Origin of the sequence: Chryseobacterium defluvii (assembly GCF_014204415.1) — a bacterium.
GTDB classification, from domain to species: Bacteria; Bacteroidota; Bacteroidia; order Flavobacteriales; family Weeksellaceae; genus Chryseobacterium; species Chryseobacterium defluvii_A.
Genome location: NZ_JACHLE010000001.1, coordinates 822,055 through 847,268 on the forward strand (window position 1 = coordinate 822,055; position 25,214 = coordinate 847,268).

Consider the following 25,214-nt stretch of genomic DNA (forward strand, 5'->3'; position numbering starts at 1 on the left):
TTTTATAATTTTATTGGTTAACTTTCTATTTATTAAAATATTCAAAAATTAAAAGATCAAATAGTTTTTTAATTCTTAAATCCTTTAATCTTTTAATGAATTTAAATCGCTGCCTCTTTTTTGAAATAAGAAACAAAATCCTCCATATTCATCACTCCAAGGTCTCCTTCGCCTCGTCTTCTTACAGAAATTGTGCCATCTTTCTCTTCATTTTCCCCTACTACCAGCATGAAAGGGATTTTGTTCAATTCCGCATCACGGATCTTTTTCCCTGTCTTCTCGTTTCTGTCATCAATCTGACCGCTAATATCGTGATTTTCCAAAAATTGTGAAACTTTTTTTGCATAATCTACATACTTTTCACTGATTGGGAGGATAATATACTGATCAGGGCTTAACCATAATGGGAAATCACCTGCAGTATTTTCCAGCAAAATAGCGATAAAACGCTCCATAGAACCAAACGGCGCTCTGTGGATCATTACCGGCCTGTGCTTTTCATTATCGCTTCCTATGTAATGAAGATCAAATCTTTCCGGCAGGTTATAATCTACCTGAATGGTTCCCAGCTGCCATCTTCTTCCCAATGCGTCCTTCACCATGAAGTCAAGTTTCGGGCCGTAGAATGCTGCTTCACCATATTCTATGACAGTTTTCAATCCTTTATTTTTGGCAGCAGTAATGATCGCATTTTCTGCTTTCTCCCAGTTTTCATCAGAACCGATATATTTTTCTCTGTTTTCGGGATCTCTTAAAGAAACCTGAGTCACAAAATCCTCGAAGCCTAAAGATCTGAAAACGTATAATACAAGATCAATAACAGCTTCAAATTCTCCTAAAAGCTGGTCCGGAGTACAGAAAAGATGGGCATCATCCTGAGTAAATCCACGAACTCTTGTCAATCCGTGAAGCTCTCCGCTCTGCTCATATCTGTACACAGTTCCGAATTCTGCGTATCTTTTCGGTAAATCCCTGTAGCTCCATTGTGAAGTTTTATAAATTTCACAGTGGTGAGGACAGTTCATCGGCTTCAGCATGAATTCTTCTCCTTCATTTGGAGTTTTGATCGGCTGGAAACTGTCTGCCCCATATTTGTCCCAGTGTCCGGAAGTTACATACAGTTCTTTGGCACCGATGTGAGGAGACATTACGAATTCATAACCTCCTTTTTTCTGAGCGTCTGAAAGGAAATTCTCTAATTTTCTTCTTAAGGCGGTTCCTTTTGGCAGCCATAAAGGAAGACCTGCACCTACTTTTTCAGAGAATGCAAAAATCCCAAGCTCTTTACCTAATTTTCTGTGGTCTCTTCTTTTGGCTTCTTCCAGTCTTTCAAGATATTCTGTCAAATCTTTTTGTTTAGGGAAAGAAATACCATATACTCTCGTCAGCTGTGGGTTCTTCTCATTTCCTCTCCAGTAAGCTCCTGCTGCATTTAGTATTTTAACAGCTTTCACTATTCCGGTATTTGGAATGTGTCCTCCACGGCAGAGATCCGTAAAATTATCATGAGTCACAAAAGTGATTTCGCCGTCATTAAGATTGGAGATAAGTTCTACTTTATAAGGGTTATCGGCATAAACTTTTAATGCTTCTTCTTTAGAAACAGGGTATAACGAGAAGGTAGAGCCTTTCTTTGCATTTTCCAGCACCTTCTTTTCAATCTTCTCAAAATCCTTTTCAGACAGGCTTTCTTCCCCGAAATCCACATCATAATAGAATCCGCTTTCAATAGCAGGCCCGATTGTCAGCTTAGCATCAGGATAAAATTCAAGGATCGCCTGCGCCAGAAGGTGGGCAGAAGAATGCCAGAAGGCTTTCTTTCCAAGATCGTCATTCCAGGTCAGCAATTGTACCGTTGAATCTGTTGTAATAGGCGTGGTGATCTCTACTTGTCTGTCATTCACAACTGCGGAAATGGTATTTCTGGCCAATCCCTCGCTTATAGATTTTGCCACATCCAAAGGAGTAACTTCTCCTTCAAATTCTCTGACACTATTGTCTGGAAGTGTAATTTTTATCATTGTTTACTAAGAAATTTTAAGAGGCAAAAATACGGAAATTTATTTAAAATATTATAATTGGCGTGTATTTTGAAGCGGGAATTAGCACAAAAATTTTAATTTTTCCTAAATTAATTATGAATGAAATAAATATTGATCTGCATTGTGATTTACTGTGTTATCTATTGAGATCAAATGTGAGAATTGATGATAAGGAAATTGGCTGTTCATTACCTTACTTAAAAGAGGGGAATGTAAAGCTGCAGGTAATGGCTATTTTTACTCCAACGATGAAAGACAGCATACATTTTGGATTGAAGCAGAGCAGGATATTTACCGATCTTTTGGGGAACAAAGAGTTTTTCCTGTTCAATGGTTCAAATTATGATGAGATTGAAAATTCAGGGCAGATAGGAGTTGTTGCTTCTGTTGAAAATGCTTCATCCTTTTGTGAAGAAGACACTGACCTTGAAGCCGGGTTTAAAAATCTGGAAACCATTATCCGCAATACTCATAAGGTACTGTATATCGGGATCACCCACCATACTGAAAACCGCTTTGGCGGAGGAAACAACTCTGAAGCAGGTTTAAAAAACGATGGGAAAGTTTTAATTGATTATCTTGCTGACAAGAAAATTGCAATTGATCTAGCCCATACAAGTGATCAGTTAGCATATGATATATTAAATTATCTCGACCAGAGAAATTATAAAATCCCCGTTCTGACCAGTCACTCCAATTACAGGAATGTTTATGAAAATCCCCGAAATCTTCCTGATGAACTGGTAAAAGAACTTATTAAAAGGGAAGGGCTGATCGGGATTAATTTTATTAAAGATTATATTGATCTTAAGGATCCGGACAGGCTTTATGAGCATATCAGGTATGGTTTAGATTCAGGGGCGGAAGATGTTATGGCTTACGGCGGTGATTTTTTCTTTGATAAAGACCATCCGGACAGGTCCCGTTATCCTTTTTTCTTTGATGAGTTTAACAATGCTTCGGCTTACAACTCAATCAATAAAAGAATTACTGAAGAGTTCTCGAGTAATTTCATGGAGAAGATCAGTCATAAAAATGCACTGAACTTTATCCGGAAATTATGGAATTAAAAGAATTGAACCACAAAAGTTACAAAAGCTTTTAAACCTTAATTTATTATAAGATAACATGTAAATGCACATTAGTTTTTTTTTGAAAATCTTTGATTTTCTTCTTATGTGAACTTTTTACAGAATTGACTTGGAACTTATGTAACTAAAGTGTTTGAAAAAACTTTTGTGACTTTTGTGGTTTAATTTAATAAAAAACCCTAGCTTTCGTTAAAACAAGTCAGAAAAAATATATGACAGACTTAATTCTACATAAAGACCAGTTTTGCATTTCTACAGATAAAGCGAAATTGGATATTGATTCTATTCATCAATTCCTGTCAACACAGGCCTATTGGTGCCTGAATATCCCGAAAGATAAAGTGGAAACCTCCATACAAAATTCGCTATGCTTTGGTGTTTATGAAAATGAAAAGCAAATAGGGTTTGCACGGATCATTTCTGATTTTTCGACTATTGCTTATTTGGGAGATGTTTATATTTTGGAAGAATACAGGGGAAACGGACTTTCTAAATGGCTCATGGAAATCATCATGAATCATCCGGATTTACAGAATTTAAGAAGATGGATCTTACTTACGGGTGATGCACACGGATTATATCGTCAGTTTGGGTGGACAGACATTGGAGATCCTTCGAAATGGATGGAACTTCATAATAAAAATGTTTATTCATAAAAAAATACTAAGCTTTCACTTAGTATTATCTGTTTTTCCTGATTTGTTCTTAGAAGATTTCTGAATGTCTTCTTTGCTGATATCAGGTGGATTGGTCTTTTTGGATGAGGCAGGAATATCAGGAAAATCCTGATTCTGCTTTTTTGATTCTGCCGAGTTGGCAGGTTCTTTCTTTTTATTTTTTTCTTTTGGATCCATAGCTTTACTTTTTTAGAGTCCCAAGATACCCAGCTGACCCGTTTTATCTTCTATGGTATAATTCAAAGCTTTTGCCAAAACGAAAATCTGATTAAAATTTTCCATTAATTGTTTACGTCCTTCGTTTCTCAGCTTATTCTGATCAATGGATTTTATGGCTGTTTCTTTGGCCTTTTGCGTTACATTTTTGATGTCTTTTTCAGAGATCCTGTTGAAAAAAGAGTCATCCAGGGATTGTATCTCTACGCTTGGAGTGATCCTTATATCGGCAGCAGGCAGTTCGGTAATGATGAGTTTTTTATTTACCGAATCCACTTCCATTTTCATTTTATTGAGATCATAAGAAACCTGAGCATTCGTTTTGGTGTAGGTGATAATGTTATTACTGGTCATTTCACTTCCCAGGAATTCATAGCTCATTTTTGTTTTCTGCATACTGGAGATATTTTGCTCCAGTACGACCATCTTATTCATTCTGGAGATCTGGTTGGTCAGAATATAATAATCCGATTTCTCATTTTTTCCTCCAAAATTAAAACAGGATTTCAAACCAAAAAACAGGAGAATCATAAAGAGAACTCCGGCTAAAAATGGCAGTATTGCTTTATAATTTCTCAAATCTATTTAAATATTTCCCTGATTACAGAGTGGTCATCTTTTTTCAGCATTTCAACAAGATCTCTTTCTATATATCCCGTTGTAGGCATCTCAATAATTCTTCCTACTTCCTTGCCATATCTTTCCACAATAATAGTGGGTACTTTCTGGATATTATAACGCGCCTCATCACCGTTAGGAGATTCTTTTTTACGGTTTACCGCAATGATCGTTAATTTATTATCCGGATATTTAATTGCTTCCAGTATTTTCATTAATCTGGGAATATCTCTGTGGCTGTCTTCACACCAGGTTCCCATGAAAACCGTAATATTGTAGGAGTTTATCTTATCCTTTTTAAGCTGGTCTACAGCTTTCTGGTCAATAACATATTCATCATGTTCCTTTACATACCAGTCTGCATAGGGTGCTTTTAGGAACTGATCTTTTAACTGATGTCCCAAAAGCATTTTGCCGTCATTCTGGCTTTCAACTTCGCGGTTTACGACAACTTTTTGAGCATTATACTGCTGGGCAGCAAAAAACAGACTGGAAACAGCTATAACATTTGTGATAATTTTTTTCATATTAGTTCTCAATAATTGATTTCAGATCAGCAGGAGAATAGTATTTGTTTTTCAGGACTTTATGGTCTGCCTGCCTGTAAACGTTAAACTTTTCTCCGGACTTCTCATAAAAAGATTCAACTTCTTTTTCTTTATAAAATTCAACTGTTTCCCGGGCCTGCTCTTCATCTTCACAGGCTTTAGACATATTGGAACGCTGAACTTCGTTGAATAACTCTACAAATTTGCTGCCAAGTCCGAATTCAAGTACCGCACCGCTTAATACATACTGCAGATCACATAGCGCATCGGCAATCTCTACTATATTATTGTCCGCTATAGCTTGTTTTAATTCGTTTAATTCTTCCTGTAAAAGCTCAATTCTCAAGTTACATCTTTCCGGGGAAGGAATTTGTGGTGTTTCTAATACAGGAGCTTTAAAAGTAGTATGGAATTCTGCTACCTGGTTCAGACTATCTATTTTATCCATGAAATTTTTAATTTACAGCAAATATATAAAATAGAAGCCAGAACTTGAAAGTCAGAGAAAGGTTGTTATCTAAATAAAAGGCTTTCTTTTGATTACTCATTGCGTATTATAAAAAAGGCTGCCCATTACGGACAGCCTCTTCATAGTTTAATTTAAATAACTAATTTTTAATAAATCTCTTTGTGTTTTCACCAAGCTGAATCATATAGGCACCTTTTACAAGATGGCTCACGTTTACGGCGCCTCTTTCAAGTTTTCCTGAGCTGATTAGTTTTCCACCCATGTCAAAAATCTTATATTCGTCTGTTATGGTATTTGAAACATAAAGAATATCTTTTACAGGATTCGGATATAATCTGATATCTGTAATTAGATCTTTGGTATCTGAAATCTCTCCTTTTCCTGAAGAAACTATATTTAATGTATAATCTTCCACCTGTCCATATGTATAGGTTCCGCAAGATGAAGTAGGAAGACTGCTGTATTTCATCATCACTCTCATTCTTGTAGTTCCTGTGGCAGCCGTTGCAGGAATAGTAATGCTTCCTGTTGCCGGAGTAGTGGTAGAGCCTGCTTTAGACCATGCTAATTCCCCGCTGTCTGTAAAGTCCCCATCTCTGTTGTAGTCAATATAAACTGCGTAAGCTTCACTGTAAACAGTTGAAGTCCAGGTTGGAGTCACAGAAATTGTATAGGCACTGCCTTTGGTTACATTTGTTGAAATTGAAGTAAAGTTTTCGTAACCGGCTGTTCCAGTGGAAGTATTGTTAATTGTTCCGAATTTCACATTTCCGATTCTTTCATCAGCCGTATTGGTTGCAGATGCAGTACAATAGGTAACTGTAGTTCCAGCCAATGTAGTAACGCTTACAGAATTACTTGAAGTGGAAACATTTCCTGCAGCATCTTTTGCCCTGACAGTGAAGCTGTAAGTGGTTGATGGGCTTAAGCTGGTTACCGCATAAGAAGTGGAAGCCGTAGAACCGATTAATGAAGCTCCCTGATAAACGTCATAGCCTGTAACTCCTACGTTATCCGTAGCTCCGCTCCATGAAAGGTTTGTGCTGGTAGAAGTAGTGCCGGATGCTGAAAGGGTAGGTGGCGTAGGGGCAACAGTATCTGTTCCGCCGGAACCCGCATTTACTGTAATATTGGCGTTGTTAACGTCAAAGAAAATATGATTGGAACCTTTCACCATGATTCTTCCTGTAGTAGTGGAAGCGTTTGGAATGGTCACTGCCTGGGAACCGTCATTCGGAGTTCCTGCTAACAGAGTAATCCATGTATTTCCGCTGTCTGTAGTCCAAAGGATATCTACATTGGCTGCATTTACTCCGTTTGCCGTCGTTCCTGCAACGTTCCAGGTTACCGTTTGTGAGCTGCCTCCTGCATAGGTTGTAGCAGAACTCTGAGAAGTTATCGCAAAAGGACCTGCCGTTGCATTCACTGTAACTCTTGCATCATCTGAATTGTTTCCAGAACCGCCAGCCCTGTTATCACGAACCGTAAATCTGAAGTTTAAGGTTCTTGCAACAGAAGAAAGAGCTTCAACCGTAATTTCTGACCCTGCCGTAGTGGTAGCACCAGCCAGAACAGAAGCCATTCGAGGGAAATATCTTACCGGTGAGGCCGTTGGAGTCCAGGATCTGAAAGTAGGGCCGGTAGCCTTGGTTGCACTTGCAGCGGAGCTGGCACCTGTTTGGGAAGAAGATGCATTGTCGATCTGCTCCCAGATATAGGTCAGCGAATCACCGTTGGAATCTGTTCCTGTTCCCGTCAGCATAAATGGTGTACTTTTCGGGATCGTATAGTCTAAACCTGCATTGGCCGTTGGAATTGAATTTCCGGTCGATGTATTAACTGAACAGGTCTTAGCCTTAATATTATTGGTAATCTGCTGAATACTTATAGCATGGAAGAAAGCATCGGAGTGTGGCTGGACATCCTGAGCGGTAATTCCTGCATATCCCATGATCGTAGATCCTGAACCCGGCTCCATATTAACACCTGTTCCCTCATTTCCATGGGAGAACGTATGGTTTCCGCCAAACTGGTGCCCTAATTCATGAGCTACATAGTCAATATCAAAATTATCTCCTGACGGAATACCATCTGCCGGTGAAGTGTACCCGCTTCCTTTGGATCCGTTTACACAGATACAGCCTATACAGCCTGCATTTCCGCCACCTCCGGTAGCTCCGAACAAGTGTCCTACATCATAGTTGGCTTCTCCGATCACTGAGGTAAGGGTAGACTGCAGCTGTGAGTTCCAGTTGCTCATCTGTGAAGCCGGAGAGTAAGGGTCTGTAGAAGAACTGGTATAGATCACGGCATCATTATTGGCAATAAGAACCATTCTGGCAGCAAAATCTTTCTCAAAAACCCCGTTCACTCGGGTCATGGTATTATTCATTGCTGCTAATGCCTGTGCTTTGGTTCCTCCGAAATAGGCCGTATATTCTCCTGTGCTGGAAAGGGCGAGCCTGAAGGTTCTTAAAGTAGCATCATCGGCATTAGGTCTTGCCATGACGTTCATGTTGGCAATTCCTTTATTGGCTACATCTATAACCGTACATTCGAATTTATTGAGATTATCTTTTTTGTCTGACTTTTTGTAAACGATATAAGTAGAAAGATCCTTAGTATAAGGCTCAATAAAAACTGCTGATTTATCCCCGTAAATTTCCATGGAAGACAATCCTAATGGAGAAATACTGAAATATACTGTAGAATTCGGGTCCTCAAGACCTTCTCCTACATAGGATTTGATGTCAGGGTATTTTGCGGCAAGCTGGGGGTCGAAGTTGGAGTTTTCCTTAATTTTAAAATTCTCCATTCTTCCTTCCGAGTTCGGAAAAGAAATAATGACTTCCGATTTTTCTCCCGCAGCTAATCTTTTAGGAGCTTTTGATAAAGCGTTTTTGAGTCCATTAATATCCAGTGTGTAGATCTTCGGATTATTAATGTTTGTTTTGTTTTCGAAGATTTCTGAAGAAGCTTTTTGTGAACCTTCAGACCAAAGACGATCCGTCTGCGCGAAAGAAATGCCCGTTATAAGAAGCATCCCGATCATGGATAATTGTTTTTTCATATAAATAATGGTTTGATTATGGAATATCAAATGTAATAAAATATTTATAACGAAAAACAAAATTTTTTAAGATTTTTTTTGAATATCAATTTAACATATTATGCAATACATTAAATTATACTCAATTTCTATTGTATCAAAAAAAGAAAATAGCACACGTAAAATACGTATGCTATTTATATTTTTAGGAAAAACCGAATCACATATTGTCATCCGCAGTAGGACCATATAGTCCCGGAACTTTATTTCCTGTTGATCTCAGGTACACGATCAATTCTCCTCTGTGATGATATAAATGATTATACAGGAATCCGCGGATCACCTGGATTTTCGGCATTGCAGGGAAAATTACGTTTCCGTACATCTCCATTCTCCACTCGTTAAAATAAGCACTCTCATCAGAGTTTTCCAATACTTCCTTTGCTTTAGCCACATTGTCTTCAAACTTGGCCACAATGTTTTCAGCTTTTGAAATATCTCCTTTATCATACTGATAGGCTCCCATGTCAAAAACATCCTGATTAAAGGTAGATTCATACCAGTTATACACTTCCGCAATATGAGAAGCCAGTTGTGCCGTTGTCCAGTTTTTCTCAGATGGTTTCCAGTCCAGGGCACTATCCGGGATGGCTTTTAAAAGTTTTCTGGTGTTTTCCGCTTCATGCAAAAATTCACCAAGGAGTGCTTGTTTAATCATTTGTATTTATTTTAAAGATTAATATTATTTCGTGATATCTCTTCCGATCACCAGTCTCTGGATCTCAGAGGTTCCTTCTCCAATGGTACAAAGTTTGGAATCCCTGTAATATTTTTCAGCAGGGAAGTCTTTCGTATATCCATATCCTCCGAAGATCTGCACGGCATTGTTTGAAATTCTTACACAGGCTTCAGAAGCATATAATTTGGCCATAGCTCCCTCTCTGGTCATCTTCTGCTTGGCATTCTTCAATGTAGATGCTCTTTGGATCAAAAGCTCGGCAGCATCAATTTCTGTTGCCATATCAGCCAGCATAAAGTTCACAGCCTGGAAATCAGAAATAGGTTTTCCGAACTGATGTCTTTCTTTAGCATATTTTAAAGCTGCTTTATAAGCCCCTCTTGCTGTACCTAAACTTAATGCGGCGATGGAAATTCTTCCACCGTCCAGAATTTTCATAGCCTGCTTGAAACCTTCGCCCACTTCGCCCAAACGGTGGGAATCCGGTACACGAACATTATCAAAGATAAGCTCTGCTGTTTCGGAAGCACGCATTCCCAGCTTATTTTCTTTTTTACCGGAAGTAAAGCCCGGCATTCCTTTTTCCAACACAAATGCTGTTGAATTATTTTTTGCCCCTATTTCCCCGGTTCTGGTCATTACAACGGCAATGTCTCCTGAAATGGCATGGGTGATAAAGTTTTTAGCCCCGCTGATGATCCATTCATCACCATCTTTTACGGCAGTAGTAGACATACCCCCTGAATCCGAACCTGTATTATGCTCAGTCAGCCCCCATGCTCCAATAACTCTTCCGCTGGCTAACTGGGGAAGCCATCTGTTTCTCTGCTCTTCATTCCCGAACTCATAGATATGATTAGTACAAAGTGAGTTATGTGCCGCTACAGAAAGGCCGATGGATGGGTCTACCTGAGAAATCTCGTCCAGAATAGCAACATACTCATGATAACCAAGGCCGGAACCCCCATACTCCTCAGGAATAACGATTCCCATAAAGCCCATTTCGCCTAACTGATGAAAAAGATCTTTAGGAAAAGTCTGGCTTTCATCCCACTCCATAATATGTGGCCTTATATTTTTTTCAGCAAACTCTCTTGCTGTTTCCGCTATCATTTTAATGTTGTCAATAGTCTCTGTATTCATATAGATAATAGTTAATTCCCAAAGATAACTAAATTGCTGAAATGCCAAAAAAAATTATTCCGTCCATAGCGTTTTATTCACAAGAATTTAAATATCAATTTTTTATATATTGAAAATTAATTATTTTTTAATAAATTTTTCTGAACTTTGACTATAATAATTTACTATTTTAGCCTCCCAATTTTAACGCATGAAAAAAATTTTATTTCCTATTATTTTATTTTCCGCTTATGCTTCTGCACAAATTCCTGCAGGGTATTATGACGGAACATCCGGGCTTACAGGGTACGCCTTGAAATCGAAGGTTCATGATATCATCTCAACAAAGAGTATCAACTGGCATTATGGGGACCTGCCGGATTATTATAATCAGACAGACCTGGAAAAGTATTACGATCACAATGCCTCCAACACTACCATATTGCTGGATATTTACTCTGAAATTCCCGCCGGACCAGATGCTTATGAATATACGGCATCCAATCTTACAGGAACGGCATCTGCTGAAGGAATGGGGTGGAACAGAGAGCATATGATACCGCAAAGTACATTCAGTACCAATAGTGATATCAGTAACTATCCCATGTTTTCTGACCTGAATTTTATTATTCCGGCAGATGCAAGGATCAATCAGTTAAGGAATAATTTTCCTTATGGAATAGGGGGAACAACCACTTTCTACAATTTTACCAATGGTTCCAAAATCGGAAACGCGGTAATCCCAGGTTATCCCTATACCGGTAGGGTATATGAGCCTATTGATGAATTCAAAGGGGATGTGGCAAGAACACTTTTATATTTCGCAGTACGGTATGAGGGAAAGCTGAATTCCTTTAATTATGCGCTCAGCAGTTCATCAACGGTAACTCCGGCTAACGATCTTTGCCCACTTGACGGAACTGAAGAAAGAGCTTTTGATACGGCATATATAAACATGCTCAAGCAATGGAATACGCTGGATCCTGTTTCTCAACGAGAAATTGACAGGAATAATGCAGTATATACCATCCAGAAAAACAGGAATCCTTTTATTGACCATCCGGAATGGGTGGATCTGATTTGGTCGGAAACTCCTGATGCAATACCTCCTCTGACTCCGGGGTCATTAGTTTCAACACAGCAGAATGCTTATTTTATCAACCTAAGCTGGACCCCCACAACAGATACGGATATTTTGGGATATAAGATCTATGTGAACGGCTCTTCAACTCCTGCTGCGGTAACGAAAAATACCTCCGTAAGTATTGATCACCTTTCTCCGTCCACCACTTATAATTTCACCGTAAAAGCCTTTGATAAAGGTTACCTTGAATCTCCAAACAGTAATACAGTTACAGCAACTACATTAGCTTCAGATTCCTATGCCAAGGATCTTATGATTGTAAAATATATAGAAGGCACTGGAAATAACAAAGCGCTGGAAATCGTCAATAAAACAGGGCATGAGGTTAACTTAAATAACTATAGGCTCAACATGCAATCCTATAGCGGTGGAAATTATTACTACAGCGATACGTATGAGCTGGAAGGGAAAATAGGGAACAATGAAAGCTTTGTTATTTTAAACCCAAATGCTTCATTACCCTGCTATACCAATAATCAGGCAAAATTTGTAACGGCTTCCGACCCGATGACTTTCTCAGGAGGTCAATATATAGAACTGGCATACAATGAATTTACCCCTGCAGATGTCATTGGGGTAAAGAATACGGTAAACGCAAACGGGAATACTTCTTTGTACAGAAAAAGCAGCATTACCCAGCCGAATACGGATTTCAGCATCAGTGAATGGGATTCTTATGCCAGTAATTACTGCCTAAATCTGGGAGTATTATCAACTTCCGATATCATTTTTGCAGAAAATAAGGAATTCAGGATCTATCCGAACCCTGTGCACGAAAATATTTTTGTAGCCGGAGAAACTGAGGATGTGAAGTCTGCTGAAATTTTAGATTATGCAGGAAGGCTGATTTATACCGAAAAATCTCCTTTTAAAAGTAAGAAGAATATAGGAGTGCCAAATATACCGTCGGGGACCTATTTGTTAAAATTGGATAATCACATTTACCCGTTCATTAAGAAATAATCTCTTGAATTAAACCGTATAAAACCTTACGAATAAGCATCATCGATATAAGCAGATTCACTAATATTCATTATCTATAAGTGTTTCTGCTTATATCTTTTATTTATAAGTATTTATGCTTATATTTGCAAAATGATAGCGGTTATTACCGGTGATATTATAAATTCGCAGCATGCAGATACAGAGGTTTGGATCACCAGACTCAAAAATCTTCTGGAAAAATGGGGAAGCTCACCGCTGGCATGGGAAATTTACAGAGGTGATGAATTTCAGTTCAAATGTTCTATTGATGATGTATTCTGGCGTTTTTTAGCTATAAAGTCCCTTATCAAAAGCCAGGAAAATCTTGATGTCAGGATGGCAATCGGTATCGGTGAAGAGAGTTTTTCGTCTGAAAAAATCACGGAATCCAACGGAACTGCTTATGTAAATTCCGGAAGGTTACTGAATGATCTTAAAAATGACGGGCATACCGTTTCCATTAAAACCACTAACGATACTGTAGACAGAGACCTCAATATCCTCCTGAAGTGGTCTTCCAAAGATTTTGATAACTGGACGATGGCCACAGCGGAGATCATTCATGAAATGATCATGAATAAAGATATTACACAGGAAGATCTGGCCAAAAAATTTACTATTTCACAATCATCGGTAAGCCAGAGACTGAAACGGGCAAATTATGACCTTATCGTAGAGACCAATCAATATTTCAGAAAGAAAATTTCAGAACTGTAAGCATGATTTTCACAAAACTCATATTGGCACATCTACTCGGAGATTTTATACTTCAGCCAAATTCATGGGTTGCCGATAAAGAAAACCGGAAACTGAAAAGTAAATACCTGTATTTCCATGTGCTGATTCACACTATTTTAAGCTTTATATTCCTTTGGGAAGTGAAGCTTTGGTGGGTTGCCGTGCTTATCGGCATTACCCATTTTATTATTGATGCTCTGAAATTAAGCTTTCAAAACATCAAAACTAAAAAAAGATGGTTTTTTATTGATCAGCTTCTTCATATTTCGGCAATTGCCGGAATATCATTTTACTTCAAAGAGTTCAATATAAGTTTCTTACAGAACACTGAATTTTTAAAAATTTTCGTGGCGGCATTGTTCTTAACAACTCCGGCTTCCATCGTCATTAAGATATTATTGTCCTCATGGACTCCGGTTTCGGAAGAACTCAACAGATTGCAGACCGAGTCTTTAACCAGTGCCGGAAAATATATCGGAATCTTGGAACGTTTACTGGTTTTTACTTTTATTCTGGTGAATCACTGGGAAGGAGTAGGCTTTATGGTCGCTGCAAAGTCTGTTTTCAGGTTCAGTGACCTGGCACAGGCCAAACAGAGAAAGCTGACAGAGTATGTACTCATCGGTACGCTTTTAAGCTTCGGGATGGCCGTTTTAACAGGAATTTTAATTAAATAATCATATAAATCTAATAATAAAGAAAAGAATGGAAAAGAAAGAAATGTTGTACGAAGGTAAGGCAAAACAGGTATTTGCTACCGATAATCCTGATGAAGTGGTGGTACGTTTCAAAGACGATGCTACCGCATTCAATGCACAGAAAAAAGGGCAGGTTGATCTGAAAGGTGAAATGAATAATGCCATTACCACCCTGATCTTTGAATACTTAAATCAAAAAGGGATTAAAACTCATTTCATCAAACAACTGAACGAAAGAGAACAGTTGGTAAGAAAAGTATCCATTATCCCTCTGGAGATGGTGGTAAGAAATTACTCTGCCGGAAGTATGGCACAAAGGTTAGGTGTAGAAGAAGGGATCAAGTCTCCCGTGACCATATTTGATATCTGTTATAAAAAAGACGAATTGGGAGACCCGCTCATCAATGATCATCATGCTGTTTTCTTAGGTGCTGCCACTTATGAAGAGCTTGATGATATGTATGAATTGACATCAGATATCAATGATATCCTGATCGATTTATTTGATAAGATCAACATCATCCTGGTAGATTTCAAAATTGAATTGGGTAAAACTTCAGACGGAGAGATCATTCTTGCCGATGAGATTTCGCCGGATACCTGCAGACTGTGGGATAAAGATACGATGAAGAAGCTGGATAAAGACCGCTTCCGAAGAGATCTGGGAGAAGTAACCGAAGCCTATGTTGAAATTTATAACCGACTGAAAAATTTACTTCAGAAATAAGATTTTAGATATTAGAAGCTAGAAGTTAGAGATTAGTATGAAATCACATCGTATCGAAGATTTAAAAGTCTGGAATAAGTCAATGATTTTAGTAAAAGAAGTGTATTTGATTTCTTCTGAATTACCCAATGAGGAAAAATTTGGTTTACAATCTCAAATCAGAAGGTGTGCTGTTTCGATACCGTCTAATATTGCTGAAGGGGCAGGAAGAAATAATAAAAATGAATTCTATCAGTTTTTAGGAATTGCATTTGGTTCTACTTATGAACTACAAACTCAATTACAGTTATTAACAGACTTGAATTTTATTTCTGAAGACAAAATAATCCCCTTGAAAGAACTTTTAGCTGAAATTCAAAAAATGATTTACTCCTTAAAAGTAAGTTTGAAATTGTAAACTGAAATTAGTTTTATAACTAAATTCTAATATCTAACTTCTAACCTCTAAATAATTAGAAAAAATAGAAATGAAAAGTTTAGACATTCATAAAAGTGAATATTTAAAACAGTTTAAAGACCAATCATACGGCAGAAACCTTTTCAGGACACAGGAAGAAGAAAGACTGGATGCTCCTAATGAAGAATGCGGTATTTTCGGAATGTATTCTGATAATGATCTGGATACATTTTCCCTTTCACAGTTCGGGCTTTTTGCATTGCAGCACAGGGGCCAGGAAGCCTGCGGTATTTCTGTCTTAAAAAACGGAAAGATCGCCAATCTGAAAGACGAAGGATTGGTATTGGACGTATATAAAGATATCCAGGATCCTGAAACTTTTATGGGTAACTCGGCTATCGGGCACACCCGCTACACCACTGCAGGAGATAAAAAGAAATATAATTTCCAGCCGTTTTTTGCAAAGAATGAATATGACCAGATCATACTCTCCATAGCACATAACGGTAACCTGACCAATGCAAAGGAATTGAAGGCCGAACTGGAAGCGGAAGGCGTAGTTTTCAGGGCTACTTCCGACTCAGAGGTCATCCTGAGACTCATCCAGAAGAATCTCGATTTAGGACTTCGCGGAGCTATTAAAGCAACGATGGAAAAAATCGAGGGAGCTTATTCCGTGGTAGGAATGACCCGGAATAAATTCTTTGCGTTCAGGGATTTCAACGGGATCCGCCCTTTAGTATTGGGCGCCATCGATGAAAAAACATATGTTGTGGCTTCCGAATCTGTAGCACTGGATGCCGTAGGAGCACAATATGTGCGCGATATTTTGCCGGGAGAGATCATTTATACCAATGAAAATGAGCCCGGAAAGCTTCATTCCTATATGGTGGATGAAGAGAAAGGCAGACAGAGGATATGCTCTTTCGAATATATTTATTTTGCCAGGCCGGATTCTACCTTAGAAAACATCAATGTCTATGAGATCAGGGAAAAATCAGGAGAAAAAATATGGCATCAGGCACCTGTAGAGGCTGATTTGGTCATTGGAGTTCCGGATTCCGGGGTCCCTGCTGCCATCGGCTTTTCAAAAGCTTCGGGAATTCCTTTCCGGCCGGTTCTTATCAAGAACAGGTATATCGGAAGAAGCTTCATTGTACCTACTCAGGAAATGAGAGAAAGGGTAGTGAATCTTAAGCTTAATCCTATTATTTCCGAGATCAAAGACAAAAGAGTAGTGATCATAGACGATTCCATCGTTCGGGGAACCACGTCCAAAAGACTGGTCAAGATCCTGAAGGATGCCGGTGTGAAAGAAATTCACTTCAGAAGTGTTTCTCCACCTATCATAGCTCCCTGTTATTTAGGAATTGATACTCCTTCCAAAGATGATCTTATTTCTGCAAACATGTCAACGGAAGAGCTTAGAAAATATCTGGGTGTGGATTCTTTAGAATTCTTAAGTACGGATAACCTGAAAGCGATCCTGGGATCATCCAACCACTGTTTCGGATGCTTTACAGAAGAATATCCCGTAGGAAAAGGAGAGGAGGTAGAATTATTTAATTAAAATATATATAATAATTAAATATAAAAATTGAAAAAGCCAGGCTTTACATAAAAACCTGGCCTTTTCTATTGAAATCAAAATTTGTTACTTGAACTTATAGGCTACTCCAACCTGGAATACATTATTTTTTCCTTCCGGCTGAATACCCTGTACTTCCTTACCAATATCGGTAATACCCGCAACATATCTTGCCGTAACCCCGATGTTAGGTGTAAAATAGTATCCTGCACCAAGACCGATACCAAAATCAAATCCTTTGATATAGTCGTTACCATCTACAGATACAGACTGATACTTGAACTTGGAATCAATCAGGAAGCTGAACTGTGGCCCTGCTTCAAGATAAAGGGCAGGAGTCGCATTATATTGGAACATCACCGGAACAGAGATATAGCTTAAATTAACCTTTAAATTGTCTATCCCGTCAGCTTTCGCTCCTACACCATTATACAAAACTTCCGGCTGAACACTGAAATCCTTAGCCACAGGCACATTCACAAAAGCACCTCCGTAGAAGCCTGCCTTAGCTTCAGACTCCCCATCGGAAATTGTAGAAACGTTAAGTCCTCCCTTCACCCCAAATTTCTGGGCAAATGTCATAGAACCTGCTACCAAAGCTAAGCCTAATAATACTTTTTTCATAGCTTAATTTTTTTTTTAGATTATTAATTGAATTTATTTGATGTGATATTCGTCGCAAATTTCTTGCCAAACCCTTAAAAGAATATAAAATATTAAAAGCCGGGTTTATGGCCCGGCTTTATGCTAATTATTAATTTACAGTTTTCTTCGGAATTCTTATTAGAATTTAAACGCCATTCCAACCTGGAATACATTATTCTTTACTGCATCAGATCCGCTCGGTCTGTCTTTCGCCACGTCGGTTAGACCGGCAACATATCTTGCGGTAAGGCCGATGTTAGGAGTGAAGTAATACCCGGCCCCTAAACCGATACCAAAGTTAAAGGTATTTAAACCATCCTTATAATCATCTGACGTAGATGATGCACCGGTAGTTTCATTTTTAATTTTATTTTTAGCACTCATCATAAATCCAAACTCCGGACCTGCTTCTAAATATAAGTTAGGAAGCGCATTATACTGAAGCATTACAGGTACTGTAAGATAATCTAAGTTGCTGGAAGCGGAGTATCTGTCTCCCAATAAAGTATATTCGGCCTTGCTGCCGTACTGGGAATACAATAATTCCGGCTGAACACTGAATGAGCTGGCAACAGGGATGTTAGCAAAAACACCCGCGTTAAACCCTATTTTAGATTTCTGATCATCCAATCCCTCATCTTTAGAAAGTGAAGAAACATTCATCCCTGCTTTCACACCGAATGCTACCGGAGATGATGAAGATGTCTTTGCTGTTTGTGCAAATGCGAATGAACCTGCAGCTATCGCTACTCCTAAAATTAACTTTTTCATAACTTAATTTTTAATATTTTACTATTTCTAATTTTAAATTTTACTACTGTCAAATTTTATTTTGACGGGTACAATATTTCAAATTGTTTGCCAAAGTGGAGATTGGTACCAATAACGGATATAAAATTCACTCGGAAAAGCAAATGAATTAATAGTATTATATTGAAAATCAATTATATAAAAATTAAATAAACATTTGTTTAGAAATAATCTAAATTGAGATTCAGAATTAAAATTAATCTATTTTTAAAGCCGGAATAATAAAGAAATCTTTAAGAATCGATTAGTTTTCTATAAAAATCTAAAGCAGTAATGATATTATCCTGACTGCAATGATGATCAAATATACATGTTCCAATTTCTGAAAGTAATGAAAAATTGATCCTGCTGTCTGCATTTTTCTTGTCATTCAGCAATAAGGCAAAAATATCGTCATTGCTGAAATCGCTTACATCCAGATAGGGATAGTATCTGCGGATGTTCTCAATTATATGTTCAGAGTCTTCTTTAGAAAGTAATTCTTCGAGATAAGACAGGTGGGTTTCGCATATCATTCCGGCAGCAACCGCTTCCCCATGAAGGATCGGGTTTCCTTGTTCCAGGCATAAGCTTTCTATGGCATGGCCAATGGTATGCCCGAAATTCAATGTCTTTCTGATATTCTTCTCATGGAAATCTTTTTCCACCACATCCTGCTTTATATTCATTGACGTCCGGATATGGGAGATCACTGCCTCTACATCCAGCTTATGGATCTGAATAAGATGATCCCAATGGGTTTTGTCGGCAATAAGGCCATGCTTCAGCATTTCAGCGAAACCGCTTCTCAACTCCTTAAAAGGAAGTGTTTCTAAAAATTTGGGATAAATAAAGATCTGTTCAGGGAGTGCAAAGGTACCTACCATATTTTTATAATGCATCAGATCGATCCCCGTTTTGCCGCCTATAGAAGCATCGCACATGGATAACAGGGTAGTAGGGATATTAATGAATGAGAGCCCTCTTTTGTAAGTAGAAGCAACAAATCCGCCCATATCGGTGATAACACCTCCTCCGAGGTTGATGATAAGAGCCTTTCTGTCTGCCTGCATTTCCGTTAAGATTTCCCAAAGCTGATTCGCTGTCTGAATGTTCTTCATTTCTTCACCGGCTTCGATCTCCAGAATTTCAAATCCCAGATCAGTTTCCATATTCCCCAATAGGGTAGGAAGACAATATTCATGTGTATTTTCATCTGCCAAAATGAAAATTTTACTGAATGATCCTTCATGCAAAAAGTTATTTAGCTGGGAAAAGTTATCGTTTAATAGTGTTATCATTTTCAGAATTTCTATAAGATGAGTTATCAACTGTACGGCAAAGTTATGATTCTTAATTTTTAACTCGTAACTAAATTACCTATCTTTGCAGAAATATTTAGAATGAGCAGAGATAACAATAATTCAGAAAGACCAAAAAGACCAAGAATTTCCACTAAAAAAAATTCTGATGCTTCTCGTGCTTCTAAATCCGGAAATTCTTCGGGATCTAAGCCTTTTAAGAAATCTTTTCCAAAAGCAGGGGAAAGAAATCTTGACCATAAAGGAACCAATTCGAAGTTTGAAAAGAAACCATTCAAAAGAAATGAAGGGAGTTTCGACAGACAAGATGATGAGCGTAATCCGAAATCTGAGAAAAAACCTTATATCACCAATAAAAGCGAAGAAAGAAGATCCGCTCCTAAAAGAGGAGGCAGAGATTTTGATACCCGCGATAAGTATGAAAGAGGCAGCCTGAAATACGGACGCCGTCCGTCCGGTGGAGAGGAAAGAGATGACAGGGCAAGATCATTTGTTCAAAAACGAAGGTTTAATAAGATTGATAAAGACCTACATAAAGATACGATCCGTCTTAATAAATACATTGCCAATTCCGGGATATGCAGCAGGAGAGAGGCAGATGAGCTGATCACTCAGGGTTTGGTGGAAGTTAACGGAAAAGTGGTTACTGAAATGGGATACCAGGTTGAAAAGACAGATAAAGTGGTTTTTGACGGACAAAGTATTACTCCCGAAAAGCCTGTTTATGTACTTCTTAATAAACCGAAAGGCTATATTTCCACCACAAAAGACGATAAAGCCAGAAAAACAGTAATGGATCTGGTAGCCAACGCTTCTCCTTACCGAGTTTTTCCTGTAGGAAGACTGGACCGTTCCACAACAGGGGTTATTCTTCTGACTAATGACGGGCACATGACAAAAAAACTAACCCATCCTTCTTTCGAGGCGAGGAAGATCTATCACGTAACGCTGGATAAAAAACTGACTCATGAAGATATGAAACTGATCGCAGAAGGCATCCGTCTGGATGAAGGAGTCGCCAAAGTAGATCAGATCTCCTTCATTGAAGGGAAAACCAAAAATGAGGTGGGTATTGAAATCCATATCGGATGGAACCGTGTGATCAGAAGAATTTTCCAGAGATTAGGATATGAGGTGGAAGCTTTAGACAGAGTGATGTTTGCAGGACTTACCAAGAAAAATATCAAACGCGGACACTGGAGGATCCTTACGGAACTGGAGGTGAATAATCTGAAAATGCTATAATAGTTAGTAGTTATAAGTTAAGAGTGATGAGTTTTTGCTTATCATTTTAAAATAAGAAAGCGTGGAAAATTCCACGCTTTTATTATTTAGTATTAATTTAATTAAGTTCAAAATACCTCAAATCTTTATAGCTTATAACTCTTAACTTATAATTCATAACTCTCTTTACTTTATCCCAAAACCGTCACGCCCTTTTGGATCATTTCATAGATAGCATCTCTTCCGTTATCGGGTTTCACGTTTACGGCTTTTGTCCCGTTAAAATGCAGGCAGGTAACATAATCATTGGCAAGGGCATCCAGGCAGGTGAATTTTACGCAGTAGTCCAGAGCCAGCCCTACAATTTCCAACAATTGGATATCATGGTATTTCAGAAAATCATCCAAACCGGTTTTCATAAAGTGGTTGTTATCCTGGAAACCGCTGTAGCTGTCAATTTCAGGATTTTTACCTTTCTGGACAATATGGGTAACTTTCTCCCTATTCAGATCCTTATGAAATTCTGCCCCGAAAGTGCCCTGTATACAATGATCCGGCCACATAAACTGCGGAACACCGTTTAAAATGATGCTTTCCCCCACATTTTTACCATTATTGCTGGCAAAGCTTTTATGGTCGGCAGGATGCCAGTCCTGGGTCAGAACAATCTGGTCATACTCATTCTCTTCCATCAGAAGGTTGATATACGGAATAACTTCGTTGGCTCCCGGAACGGCCAATGCGCCGCCTTCACAGAAATCATTCTGCACATCTACTATTATTAACGCTTTTTTCATATTCAGATTTCTCGAATTTTTGATAAATTTACAAAACTAACTACTCAAAAAATTGTCCAAACCTTAATTATCGGACAAAACGGCATCAAAAAAAATGAATACAACAGTATGAGCGATTTAGAAAAAAAGAAATTCCCGATCGGACAGTTTGAGTTCCCAGAACATATTTCCGATATTGAACTGACTGAACATATCAGGGTTATCAAAGACTTTCCCGGAAGGCTTAAAAACCTGATTGAGAACTTTACAGACGACCAGCTGGATACGCAGTACAGGGAAGAGGGCTGGACGGTGAGGCAACTCATCAATCATATTGCCGATAGCCATGCCAACAGTTTTATCCGTTTCAAACTCGCCCTTACGGAAGATAACCCTACCATAAAACCTTATAATGAAGCCAAATGGGCCGAGCTTCAGGACAGCAGGAATATGCCTGTAAAACCAGCCATGCGTATCATCAAAGGTACCCATCAGAGATGGACGGTTTTGCTTAAATCCCTTACCAATAAACAGTTTGAAAGAACCTTTCGCCATCCTGAGCAGCATACAGACCATAACTTGAGGAACTATCTCGCATTTTACGTATGGCATTGTAACCATCATTTCGCTCATATTGAAAACCTGAAGAAAGAAAAAGGTTGGTAAGGAAAAGTATTCACAACCGGGTATTTTTTGAAGAAATTATCAGCCGTATCTCCGGACTTTCTGAAGATTCCCCGGCAATATGGGGGAAAATGAATGTATGCCAGATGCTCAGGCATTGTGATCTCGTGTTACAGATCGCCCTGAATAAAACAGAAATTCCGGATGTTCATTTCTTTTTGAGATGGATCGGGATATTCACAAAAAAAGAAATGTATATATTTAATAACGGAATTCCCCGAAATATGCCTACTTTTCGAAAAGTAATCGTTAATTTTGAGTATAATTTCAATGATGCCCAAAGTGGACTTATAAAGACCTTGAACGAGTATTGGACAGCATTTGAAACTAACCAATTACCCGACAGTCATGTGCTTTTTGGAAAAATGACGCAAAAGGACTGGGGGTTTTTAGAATATAAGCATCTTAATCATCATCTTAATCAATTCAGTGTATGAGTTTTTTTGGGAAAATATTCGGAGAGAAAGAGAATAATCCGGAAAAGAAATCTTTCTGGAGGTCAATTACATCCGAAAGTGATCTGGCAGAGGCTGTTGAAAATTCATATGAAAATACCATAGTGATTTTTAAGCACTCTACCAGCTGCTATATCAGTAAGACCATATTGAAAAATTTTGAAAAAGAAATAGAAAACTTAGATCAGAAAATAAGTTTTTATTACTTAGATTTGTTAGCCCATAGATCTGTTTCTAATAAAATAGCTGCCGACTTCGGAATCCGTCATGAAAGTCCCCAGTTAATAGTAATAGAGGACGGAAAAGCCGTGAATAATGCTTCTCATCAAGACATATCCATAAGCCTGATCAGATAATGAAGAATATTAATAATTATTTAGCAAAAGTTCTGAATATTCCTCTTGAAAAAGTGAATACATGCAGCCTGCACTATGAAGTAAAGAAAATTCCGAAAAACCAGTTTCTCCTGCAATATGGTGAGATCTGCAGGCATACATTCTTTGTAGAAAAAGGACTTCTGAAAATGTACTCCATTGATAAAAACGGCAAAGAGCACATCATACAGTTCGCGCCTGAAAGCTGGCTGATCTCTGACAGAAGCAGCCTGTATTTCAACGAAAAATCAATTTATTACATAGAAACCGTAGAAGATTCTGAAATATTGCTGCTGCCTCCGGATTTTTTCAATAATATCCTGGAACAATTTCCTAACAGCATCCGCAAGAATGATTTCTTATTGCAGAAACATATAAGAGGCCTTCAGAACAGGATCAATTCTTTATTAGGAGAAACTGCTGAAGAACGGTATATGAAATTCATTAAAATGTACCCGGATCTGCTTTTGAGAGTTCCTCAATGGATGATTGCCTCTTATCTGGGAATTACCCCTGAAAGCTTAAGCCGCGTAAGAAAGGAACTGGCCAGAAAGAATTTCGTGCCGGACAGATAGGGATTTATCTTATTTTAGCAGACTTTCCTGCCTGTATCATTTGTTGGAGCCATTCTTGAGATTGACTTTAGATTACTTATTTTTTATGAAAAATTAAATATCAGAATGCCAGGGGTGACTATCCTATTGGTGTTATTTTCTATATGGCAGGCACTAAAAATTTTACCAAATACACTTAACCCGTGGAATAAAAAATGAAAATGAAACATCTTAAATTTTTCAATCTGAACCTGGATACGCGATAATTACCAAATTAAAAAAAATAACATATAATAACAAATCATATAACATCAATAAATAAAATATGAGATAAATAATATAAAATTTAACCTTAATTAACGTTTAAAAAGTAATACCAGGCTTAATATTTGCATTCAGTAATAGCATTCAGCTATATAAGGTTGTTCACTAACACCTCTTCTAACTGCGGAAGTTATGCTTACATTAATAACATTAAAAATCAAATATTATGGTAATTAGTGAAGACATTCTCTATTCGATGGGTGCAAGCCTTAAAGATTACGGACCTTCCGAATTCATTTTCAGTGAAGGAGAAATGCCCAACTATTATTATCAGATTGTGAAAGGGCAGATAAAGCTGAATAATTATAGCGAAGACGGCAAAGAATTTATCCAGAATATTCTGTCTGAGGGGCAAAGCTGTGGGGAATCTATCCTTTTTATCGACAAGCCCTATCCCCTGAATGCTGAAACACTTACAAATTGCAGCCTTCTGAAGCTTGAGAAATCCAAATTTTTTAATTTACTGGATCAATCTCCTGAGCTGTGCATGGAAATCAGTAGCTTTCTTTCTCAACGCTTGTATTATAAATTTGTTATGATGCAGAATATCTCTTCCCAAAATCCTGCTGTAAGGCTTAAAGGTCTTATGGATTATCTTAAAAGCTTTCAGGATGACGAAAATCCCTATTCTTTCATCATCCCATTTACACGAAAGCAAATGGCCAGCCTTACCGGTCTTTGCGTAGAGACCGCAATAAGAACCATAAAAATGATGGAAAGAGATCAGATCGTTAAAATTCAGGATCGTAAAATTTTATATTAAATATTTATTATATTAAAGGGCATGAACATTGAAAACATTCAGGTATTAACTAAAAAAAAATTTTAAGACTATGATTTTTGAAACCGATGCTTTAAAATATTCCGACCTGAATGATAAAAATAATGTGATCGAAAACGAATCCCTGTTCCCCAGCGTGATCAATTCCTATGGGGTTACGGCATTCCTGATCAAATCTTTGGAAAAAATAAAAAGGAATGCACAGTGTGAGATCTTAAAAAAGGTAATAGATACGTATGTTCAGGAATACATTTTACATATAAACGAATATCATTGCGTAAATTCGGAGCCGGTCATTTATACTGATCCCGAACTCAGAATGGAAGATTCATCTTTTACCCTGTATGCTAAAACGGCTTATTATAAAGTTTTAAAAGAAGAAGAATACCTCAATAAGCTTTTAAATACCCTCAACATAGAAGACAGATACACTATATAG

General features: G+C 37.9%; 27 protein-coding genes. 15 read left to right on the forward strand and 12 right to left on the reverse strand.

Going from position 1 to position 25,214, the window contains the following annotated elements; genetic code table 11:
- Positions 1 to 101 precede the first annotated feature (101 nt).
- Positions 102 to 2,021 (reverse strand): threonine--tRNA ligase, encoded by a 1,920-nt coding sequence (thrS, locus tag HNP38_RS03705; RefSeq protein ID WP_184184640.1) that lies wholly within the window; start codon positions 2,019 to 2,021, stop codon positions 102 to 104.
- Between the two features lie 116 nt (positions 2,022 to 2,137).
- Here thrS and HNP38_RS03710 point away from each other — a divergent pair, with 116 nt between their 5' ends.
- Positions 2,138 to 3,112, forward strand: a complete 975-nt coding sequence (locus HNP38_RS03710; protein WP_184184643.1) for a dipeptidase — start codon at positions 2,138 to 2,140, stop codon at positions 3,110 to 3,112.
- A gap of 233 nt (positions 3,113 to 3,345) precedes the next feature.
- Positions 3,346 to 3,789, forward strand: a complete 444-nt coding sequence (locus HNP38_RS03715; RefSeq protein WP_184184646.1) for a GNAT family N-acetyltransferase — start codon at positions 3,346 to 3,348, stop codon at positions 3,787 to 3,789.
- 15 nt (positions 3,790 to 3,804) lie between these two features.
- On the opposite strand, the gene HNP38_RS03720 is transcribed toward HNP38_RS03715, so the two are convergent.
- From HNP38_RS03720 to HNP38_RS03750, 7 genes are all read right to left on the reverse strand, one after another.
- A complete protein-coding gene (locus tag HNP38_RS03720; protein WP_184184649.1) occupies positions 3,805 to 3,987 on the reverse strand; it encodes a hypothetical protein in 183 nt (60 codons plus the stop codon).
- A gap of 12 nt (positions 3,988 to 3,999) precedes the next feature.
- Positions 4,000 to 4,605 carry a DUF4230 domain-containing protein gene (locus tag HNP38_RS03725; RefSeq protein WP_184184652.1) on the reverse strand — a complete coding sequence of 202 codons (606 nt, stop codon included), beginning with the start codon at positions 4,603 to 4,605 and terminating at the stop codon, positions 4,000 to 4,002.
- A 2-nt stretch (positions 4,606 to 4,607) separates the two neighbouring features.
- Positions 4,608 to 5,171 carry a TlpA family protein disulfide reductase gene (locus HNP38_RS03730; protein ID WP_184184655.1) on the reverse strand — a complete coding sequence of 188 codons (564 nt, stop codon included), beginning with the start codon at positions 5,169 to 5,171 and terminating at the stop codon, positions 4,608 to 4,610.
- 1 nt (position 5,172) lies between these two features.
- Complete coding sequence (locus HNP38_RS03735) at positions 5,173 to 5,640, reverse strand: nucleoside triphosphate pyrophosphohydrolase family protein (RefSeq protein ID WP_184184658.1); 468 nt, start codon at positions 5,638 to 5,640, stop codon at positions 5,173 to 5,175.
- 160 nt (positions 5,641 to 5,800) lie between these two features.
- Positions 5,801 to 8,731, reverse strand: coding sequence for a reprolysin-like metallopeptidase (locus tag HNP38_RS03740; RefSeq protein WP_184184661.1), 2,931 nt, complete (start codon positions 8,729 to 8,731; stop codon positions 5,801 to 5,803).
- A gap of 199 nt (positions 8,732 to 8,930) precedes the next feature.
- Positions 8,931 to 9,428, reverse strand: coding sequence for a DinB family protein (locus HNP38_RS03745; RefSeq protein WP_184184664.1), 498 nt, complete (start codon positions 9,426 to 9,428; stop codon positions 8,931 to 8,933).
- 24 nt (positions 9,429 to 9,452) lie between these two features.
- Complete coding sequence (locus HNP38_RS03750) at positions 9,453 to 10,592, reverse strand: acyl-CoA dehydrogenase family protein (protein WP_184184668.1); 1,140 nt, start codon at positions 10,590 to 10,592, stop codon at positions 9,453 to 9,455.
- Between the two features lie 190 nt (positions 10,593 to 10,782).
- Here HNP38_RS03750 and HNP38_RS03755 point away from each other — a divergent pair, with 190 nt between their 5' ends.
- The 6 genes from HNP38_RS03755 to purF all read left to right on the forward strand — a co-directional run bounded on the left by HNP38_RS03755 (position 10,783) and on the right by purF (position 16,829).
- Positions 10,783 to 12,678 carry an endonuclease gene (locus tag HNP38_RS03755; protein WP_184184670.1) on the forward strand — a complete coding sequence of 632 codons (1,896 nt, stop codon included), beginning with the start codon at positions 10,783 to 10,785 and terminating at the stop codon, positions 12,676 to 12,678.
- Positions 12,679 to 12,810: 132 nt separating this feature from the next.
- Positions 12,811 to 13,416, forward strand: a complete 606-nt coding sequence (locus tag HNP38_RS03760; protein WP_184184672.1) for a SatD family protein — start codon at positions 12,811 to 12,813, stop codon at positions 13,414 to 13,416.
- A gap of 2 nt (positions 13,417 to 13,418) precedes the next feature.
- Positions 13,419 to 14,114 carry a DUF3307 domain-containing protein gene (locus HNP38_RS03765; RefSeq protein WP_184184674.1) on the forward strand — a complete coding sequence of 232 codons (696 nt, stop codon included), beginning with the start codon at positions 13,419 to 13,421 and terminating at the stop codon, positions 14,112 to 14,114.
- 28 nt (positions 14,115 to 14,142) lie between these two features.
- On the forward strand, positions 14,143 to 14,862 hold the full coding sequence (gene purC, locus HNP38_RS03770) for a phosphoribosylaminoimidazolesuccinocarboxamide synthase (protein WP_184184676.1): 720 nt from the start codon (positions 14,143 to 14,145) through the stop codon (positions 14,860 to 14,862).
- 37 nt (positions 14,863 to 14,899) lie between these two features.
- A complete protein-coding gene (locus tag HNP38_RS03775; RefSeq protein WP_184184678.1) occupies positions 14,900 to 15,259 on the forward strand; it encodes a four helix bundle protein in 360 nt (119 codons plus the stop codon).
- Positions 15,260 to 15,329: 70 nt separating this feature from the next.
- The gene (gene purF / locus HNP38_RS03780; RefSeq protein ID WP_184184680.1) at positions 15,330 to 16,829 is read left to right on the forward strand and encodes an amidophosphoribosyltransferase; all 1,500 of its coding nucleotides are present in this window, start codon (positions 15,330 to 15,332) and stop codon (positions 16,827 to 16,829) included.
- Between the two features lie 84 nt (positions 16,830 to 16,913).
- On the opposite strand, the gene HNP38_RS03785 is transcribed toward purF, so the two are convergent.
- The 3 genes from HNP38_RS03785 to aroB all read right to left on the reverse strand — a co-directional run bounded on the left by HNP38_RS03785 (position 16,914) and on the right by aroB (position 19,582).
- Positions 16,914 to 17,471 (reverse strand): porin family protein, encoded by a 558-nt coding sequence (locus HNP38_RS03785; RefSeq protein WP_184184683.1) that lies wholly within the window; start codon positions 17,469 to 17,471, stop codon positions 16,914 to 16,916.
- A gap of 159 nt (positions 17,472 to 17,630) precedes the next feature.
- Positions 17,631 to 18,263 carry a porin family protein gene (locus HNP38_RS03790; protein WP_184184686.1) on the reverse strand — a complete coding sequence of 211 codons (633 nt, stop codon included), beginning with the start codon at positions 18,261 to 18,263 and terminating at the stop codon, positions 17,631 to 17,633.
- A 272-nt stretch (positions 18,264 to 18,535) separates the two neighbouring features.
- Positions 18,536 to 19,582: a 3-dehydroquinate synthase gene (aroB, locus tag HNP38_RS03795; protein ID WP_184184689.1), complete on the reverse strand. Its 1,047-nt coding sequence runs from the start codon at positions 19,580 to 19,582 to the stop codon at positions 18,536 to 18,538.
- 102 nt (positions 19,583 to 19,684) lie between these two features.
- Here aroB and HNP38_RS03800 point away from each other — a divergent pair, with 102 nt between their 5' ends.
- Positions 19,685 to 20,848, forward strand: a complete 1,164-nt coding sequence (locus HNP38_RS03800; RefSeq protein WP_228460927.1) for a pseudouridine synthase — start codon at positions 19,685 to 19,687, stop codon at positions 20,846 to 20,848.
- 170 nt (positions 20,849 to 21,018) lie between these two features.
- Here the strand turns inward: HNP38_RS03800 and pncA are convergent, their stop codons facing one another.
- Complete coding sequence (pncA, locus tag HNP38_RS03805) at positions 21,019 to 21,624, reverse strand: bifunctional nicotinamidase/pyrazinamidase (RefSeq protein ID WP_184184692.1); 606 nt, start codon at positions 21,622 to 21,624, stop codon at positions 21,019 to 21,021.
- A 108-nt stretch (positions 21,625 to 21,732) separates the two neighbouring features.
- Between pncA and HNP38_RS03810 the strand changes: the two genes are divergently transcribed.
- The 6 genes from HNP38_RS03810 to HNP38_RS03835 all read left to right on the forward strand — a co-directional run bounded on the left by HNP38_RS03810 (position 21,733) and on the right by HNP38_RS03835 (position 25,214).
- On the forward strand, positions 21,733 to 22,269 hold the full coding sequence (locus tag HNP38_RS03810) for a YfiT family bacillithiol transferase (RefSeq protein WP_184184695.1): 537 nt from the start codon (positions 21,733 to 21,735) through the stop codon (positions 22,267 to 22,269).
- Positions 22,263 to 22,724, forward strand: a complete 462-nt coding sequence (locus HNP38_RS03815) for a DUF1569 domain-containing protein (protein WP_194299325.1) — start codon at positions 22,263 to 22,265, stop codon at positions 22,722 to 22,724. The genes HNP38_RS03810 and HNP38_RS03815 overlap by 7 nt, the downstream gene beginning before the upstream one ends.
- The gene (gene ytxJ, locus HNP38_RS03820; RefSeq protein ID WP_184184698.1) at positions 22,721 to 23,098 is read left to right on the forward strand and encodes a bacillithiol system redox-active protein YtxJ; all 378 of its coding nucleotides are present in this window, start codon (positions 22,721 to 22,723) and stop codon (positions 23,096 to 23,098) included. The genes HNP38_RS03815 and ytxJ overlap by 4 nt, the downstream gene beginning before the upstream one ends.
- Positions 23,098 to 23,691, forward strand: a complete 594-nt coding sequence (locus tag HNP38_RS03825) for a Crp/Fnr family transcriptional regulator (protein WP_184184701.1) — start codon at positions 23,098 to 23,100, stop codon at positions 23,689 to 23,691. Before ytxJ ends, HNP38_RS03825 begins: the two co-directional genes overlap by 1 nt.
- A 469-nt stretch (positions 23,692 to 24,160) precedes the next feature.
- Complete coding sequence (locus HNP38_RS03830; protein ID WP_184184704.1) at positions 24,161 to 24,757, forward strand: Crp/Fnr family transcriptional regulator; 597 nt, start codon at positions 24,161 to 24,163, stop codon at positions 24,755 to 24,757.
- A 70-nt stretch (positions 24,758 to 24,827) separates the two neighbouring features.
- Positions 24,828 to 25,214 (forward strand): hypothetical protein, encoded by a 387-nt coding sequence (locus HNP38_RS03835; RefSeq protein ID WP_184184707.1) that lies wholly within the window; start codon positions 24,828 to 24,830, stop codon positions 25,212 to 25,214.

Excerpts from the sequence above, each read along its gene's own strand:
- HNP38_RS03720 (WP_184184649.1), bottom strand. The coding sequence starts at position 3,987 with ATGGATCCAAAAGAAAAAAATAAAAAGAAAGAACCTGCCAACTCGGCA.
- purF (WP_184184680.1), top strand. The coding sequence starts at position 15,330 with ATGAAAAGTTTAGACATTCATAAAAGTGAATATTTAAAACAGTTTAAA.
- HNP38_RS03760 (WP_184184672.1), top strand. The coding sequence starts at position 12,811 with ATGATAGCGGTTATTACCGGTGATATTATAAATTCGCAGCATGCAGAT.
- HNP38_RS03715 (WP_184184646.1), top strand. The coding sequence starts at position 3,346 with ATGACAGACTTAATTCTACATAAAGACCAGTTTTGCATTTCTACAGAT.
- pncA (WP_184184692.1), bottom strand. The coding sequence starts at position 21,624 with ATGAAAAAAGCGTTAATAATAGTAGATGTGCAGAATGATTTCTGTGAA.
- HNP38_RS03785 (WP_184184683.1), bottom strand. The coding sequence starts at position 17,471 with ATGAAAAAAGTATTATTAGGCTTAGCTTTGGTAGCAGGTTCTATGACA.
- HNP38_RS03730 (WP_184184655.1), bottom strand. The coding sequence starts at position 5,171 with ATGAAAAAAATTATCACAAATGTTATAGCTGTTTCCAGTCTGTTTTTT.
- HNP38_RS03830 (WP_184184704.1), top strand. The coding sequence starts at position 24,161 with ATGGTAATTAGTGAAGACATTCTCTATTCGATGGGTGCAAGCCTTAAA.
- HNP38_RS03790 (WP_184184686.1), bottom strand. The coding sequence starts at position 18,263 with ATGAAAAAGTTAATTTTAGGAGTAGCGATAGCTGCAGGTTCATTCGCA.
- HNP38_RS03755 (WP_184184670.1), top strand. The coding sequence starts at position 10,783 with ATGAAAAAAATTTTATTTCCTATTATTTTATTTTCCGCTTATGCTTCT.
- HNP38_RS03735 (WP_184184658.1), bottom strand. The coding sequence starts at position 5,640 with ATGGATAAAATAGATAGTCTGAACCAGGTAGCAGAATTCCATACTACT.
- HNP38_RS03765 (WP_184184674.1), top strand. The coding sequence starts at position 13,419 with ATGATTTTCACAAAACTCATATTGGCACATCTACTCGGAGATTTTATA.
- HNP38_RS03835 (WP_184184707.1), top strand. The coding sequence starts at position 24,828 with ATGATTTTTGAAACCGATGCTTTAAAATATTCCGACCTGAATGATAAA.
- HNP38_RS03710 (WP_184184643.1), top strand. The coding sequence starts at position 2,138 with ATGAATGAAATAAATATTGATCTGCATTGTGATTTACTGTGTTATCTA.
- purC (WP_184184676.1), top strand. The coding sequence starts at position 14,143 with ATGGAAAAGAAAGAAATGTTGTACGAAGGTAAGGCAAAACAGGTATTT.
- HNP38_RS03810 (WP_184184695.1), top strand. The coding sequence starts at position 21,733 with ATGAGCGATTTAGAAAAAAAGAAATTCCCGATCGGACAGTTTGAGTTC.
- HNP38_RS03750 (WP_184184668.1), bottom strand. The coding sequence starts at position 10,592 with ATGAATACAGAGACTATTGACAACATTAAAATGATAGCGGAAACAGCA.
- thrS (WP_184184640.1), bottom strand. The coding sequence starts at position 2,021 with ATGATAAAAATTACACTTCCAGACAATAGTGTCAGAGAATTTGAAGGA.
- HNP38_RS03740 (WP_184184661.1), bottom strand. The coding sequence starts at position 8,731 with ATGAAAAAACAATTATCCATGATCGGGATGCTTCTTATAACGGGCATT.
- HNP38_RS03775 (WP_184184678.1), top strand. The coding sequence starts at position 14,900 with ATGAAATCACATCGTATCGAAGATTTAAAAGTCTGGAATAAGTCAATG.
- HNP38_RS03800 (WP_228460927.1), top strand. The coding sequence starts at position 19,685 with ATGAGCAGAGATAACAATAATTCAGAAAGACCAAAAAGACCAAGAATT.
- aroB (WP_184184689.1), bottom strand. The coding sequence starts at position 19,582 with ATGATAACACTATTAAACGATAACTTTTCCCAGCTAAATAACTTTTTG.
- ytxJ (WP_184184698.1), top strand. The coding sequence starts at position 22,721 with ATGAGTTTTTTTGGGAAAATATTCGGAGAGAAAGAGAATAATCCGGAA.
- HNP38_RS03745 (WP_184184664.1), bottom strand. The coding sequence starts at position 9,428 with ATGATTAAACAAGCACTCCTTGGTGAATTTTTGCATGAAGCGGAAAAC.
- HNP38_RS03825 (WP_184184701.1), top strand. The coding sequence starts at position 23,098 with ATGAAGAATATTAATAATTATTTAGCAAAAGTTCTGAATATTCCTCTT.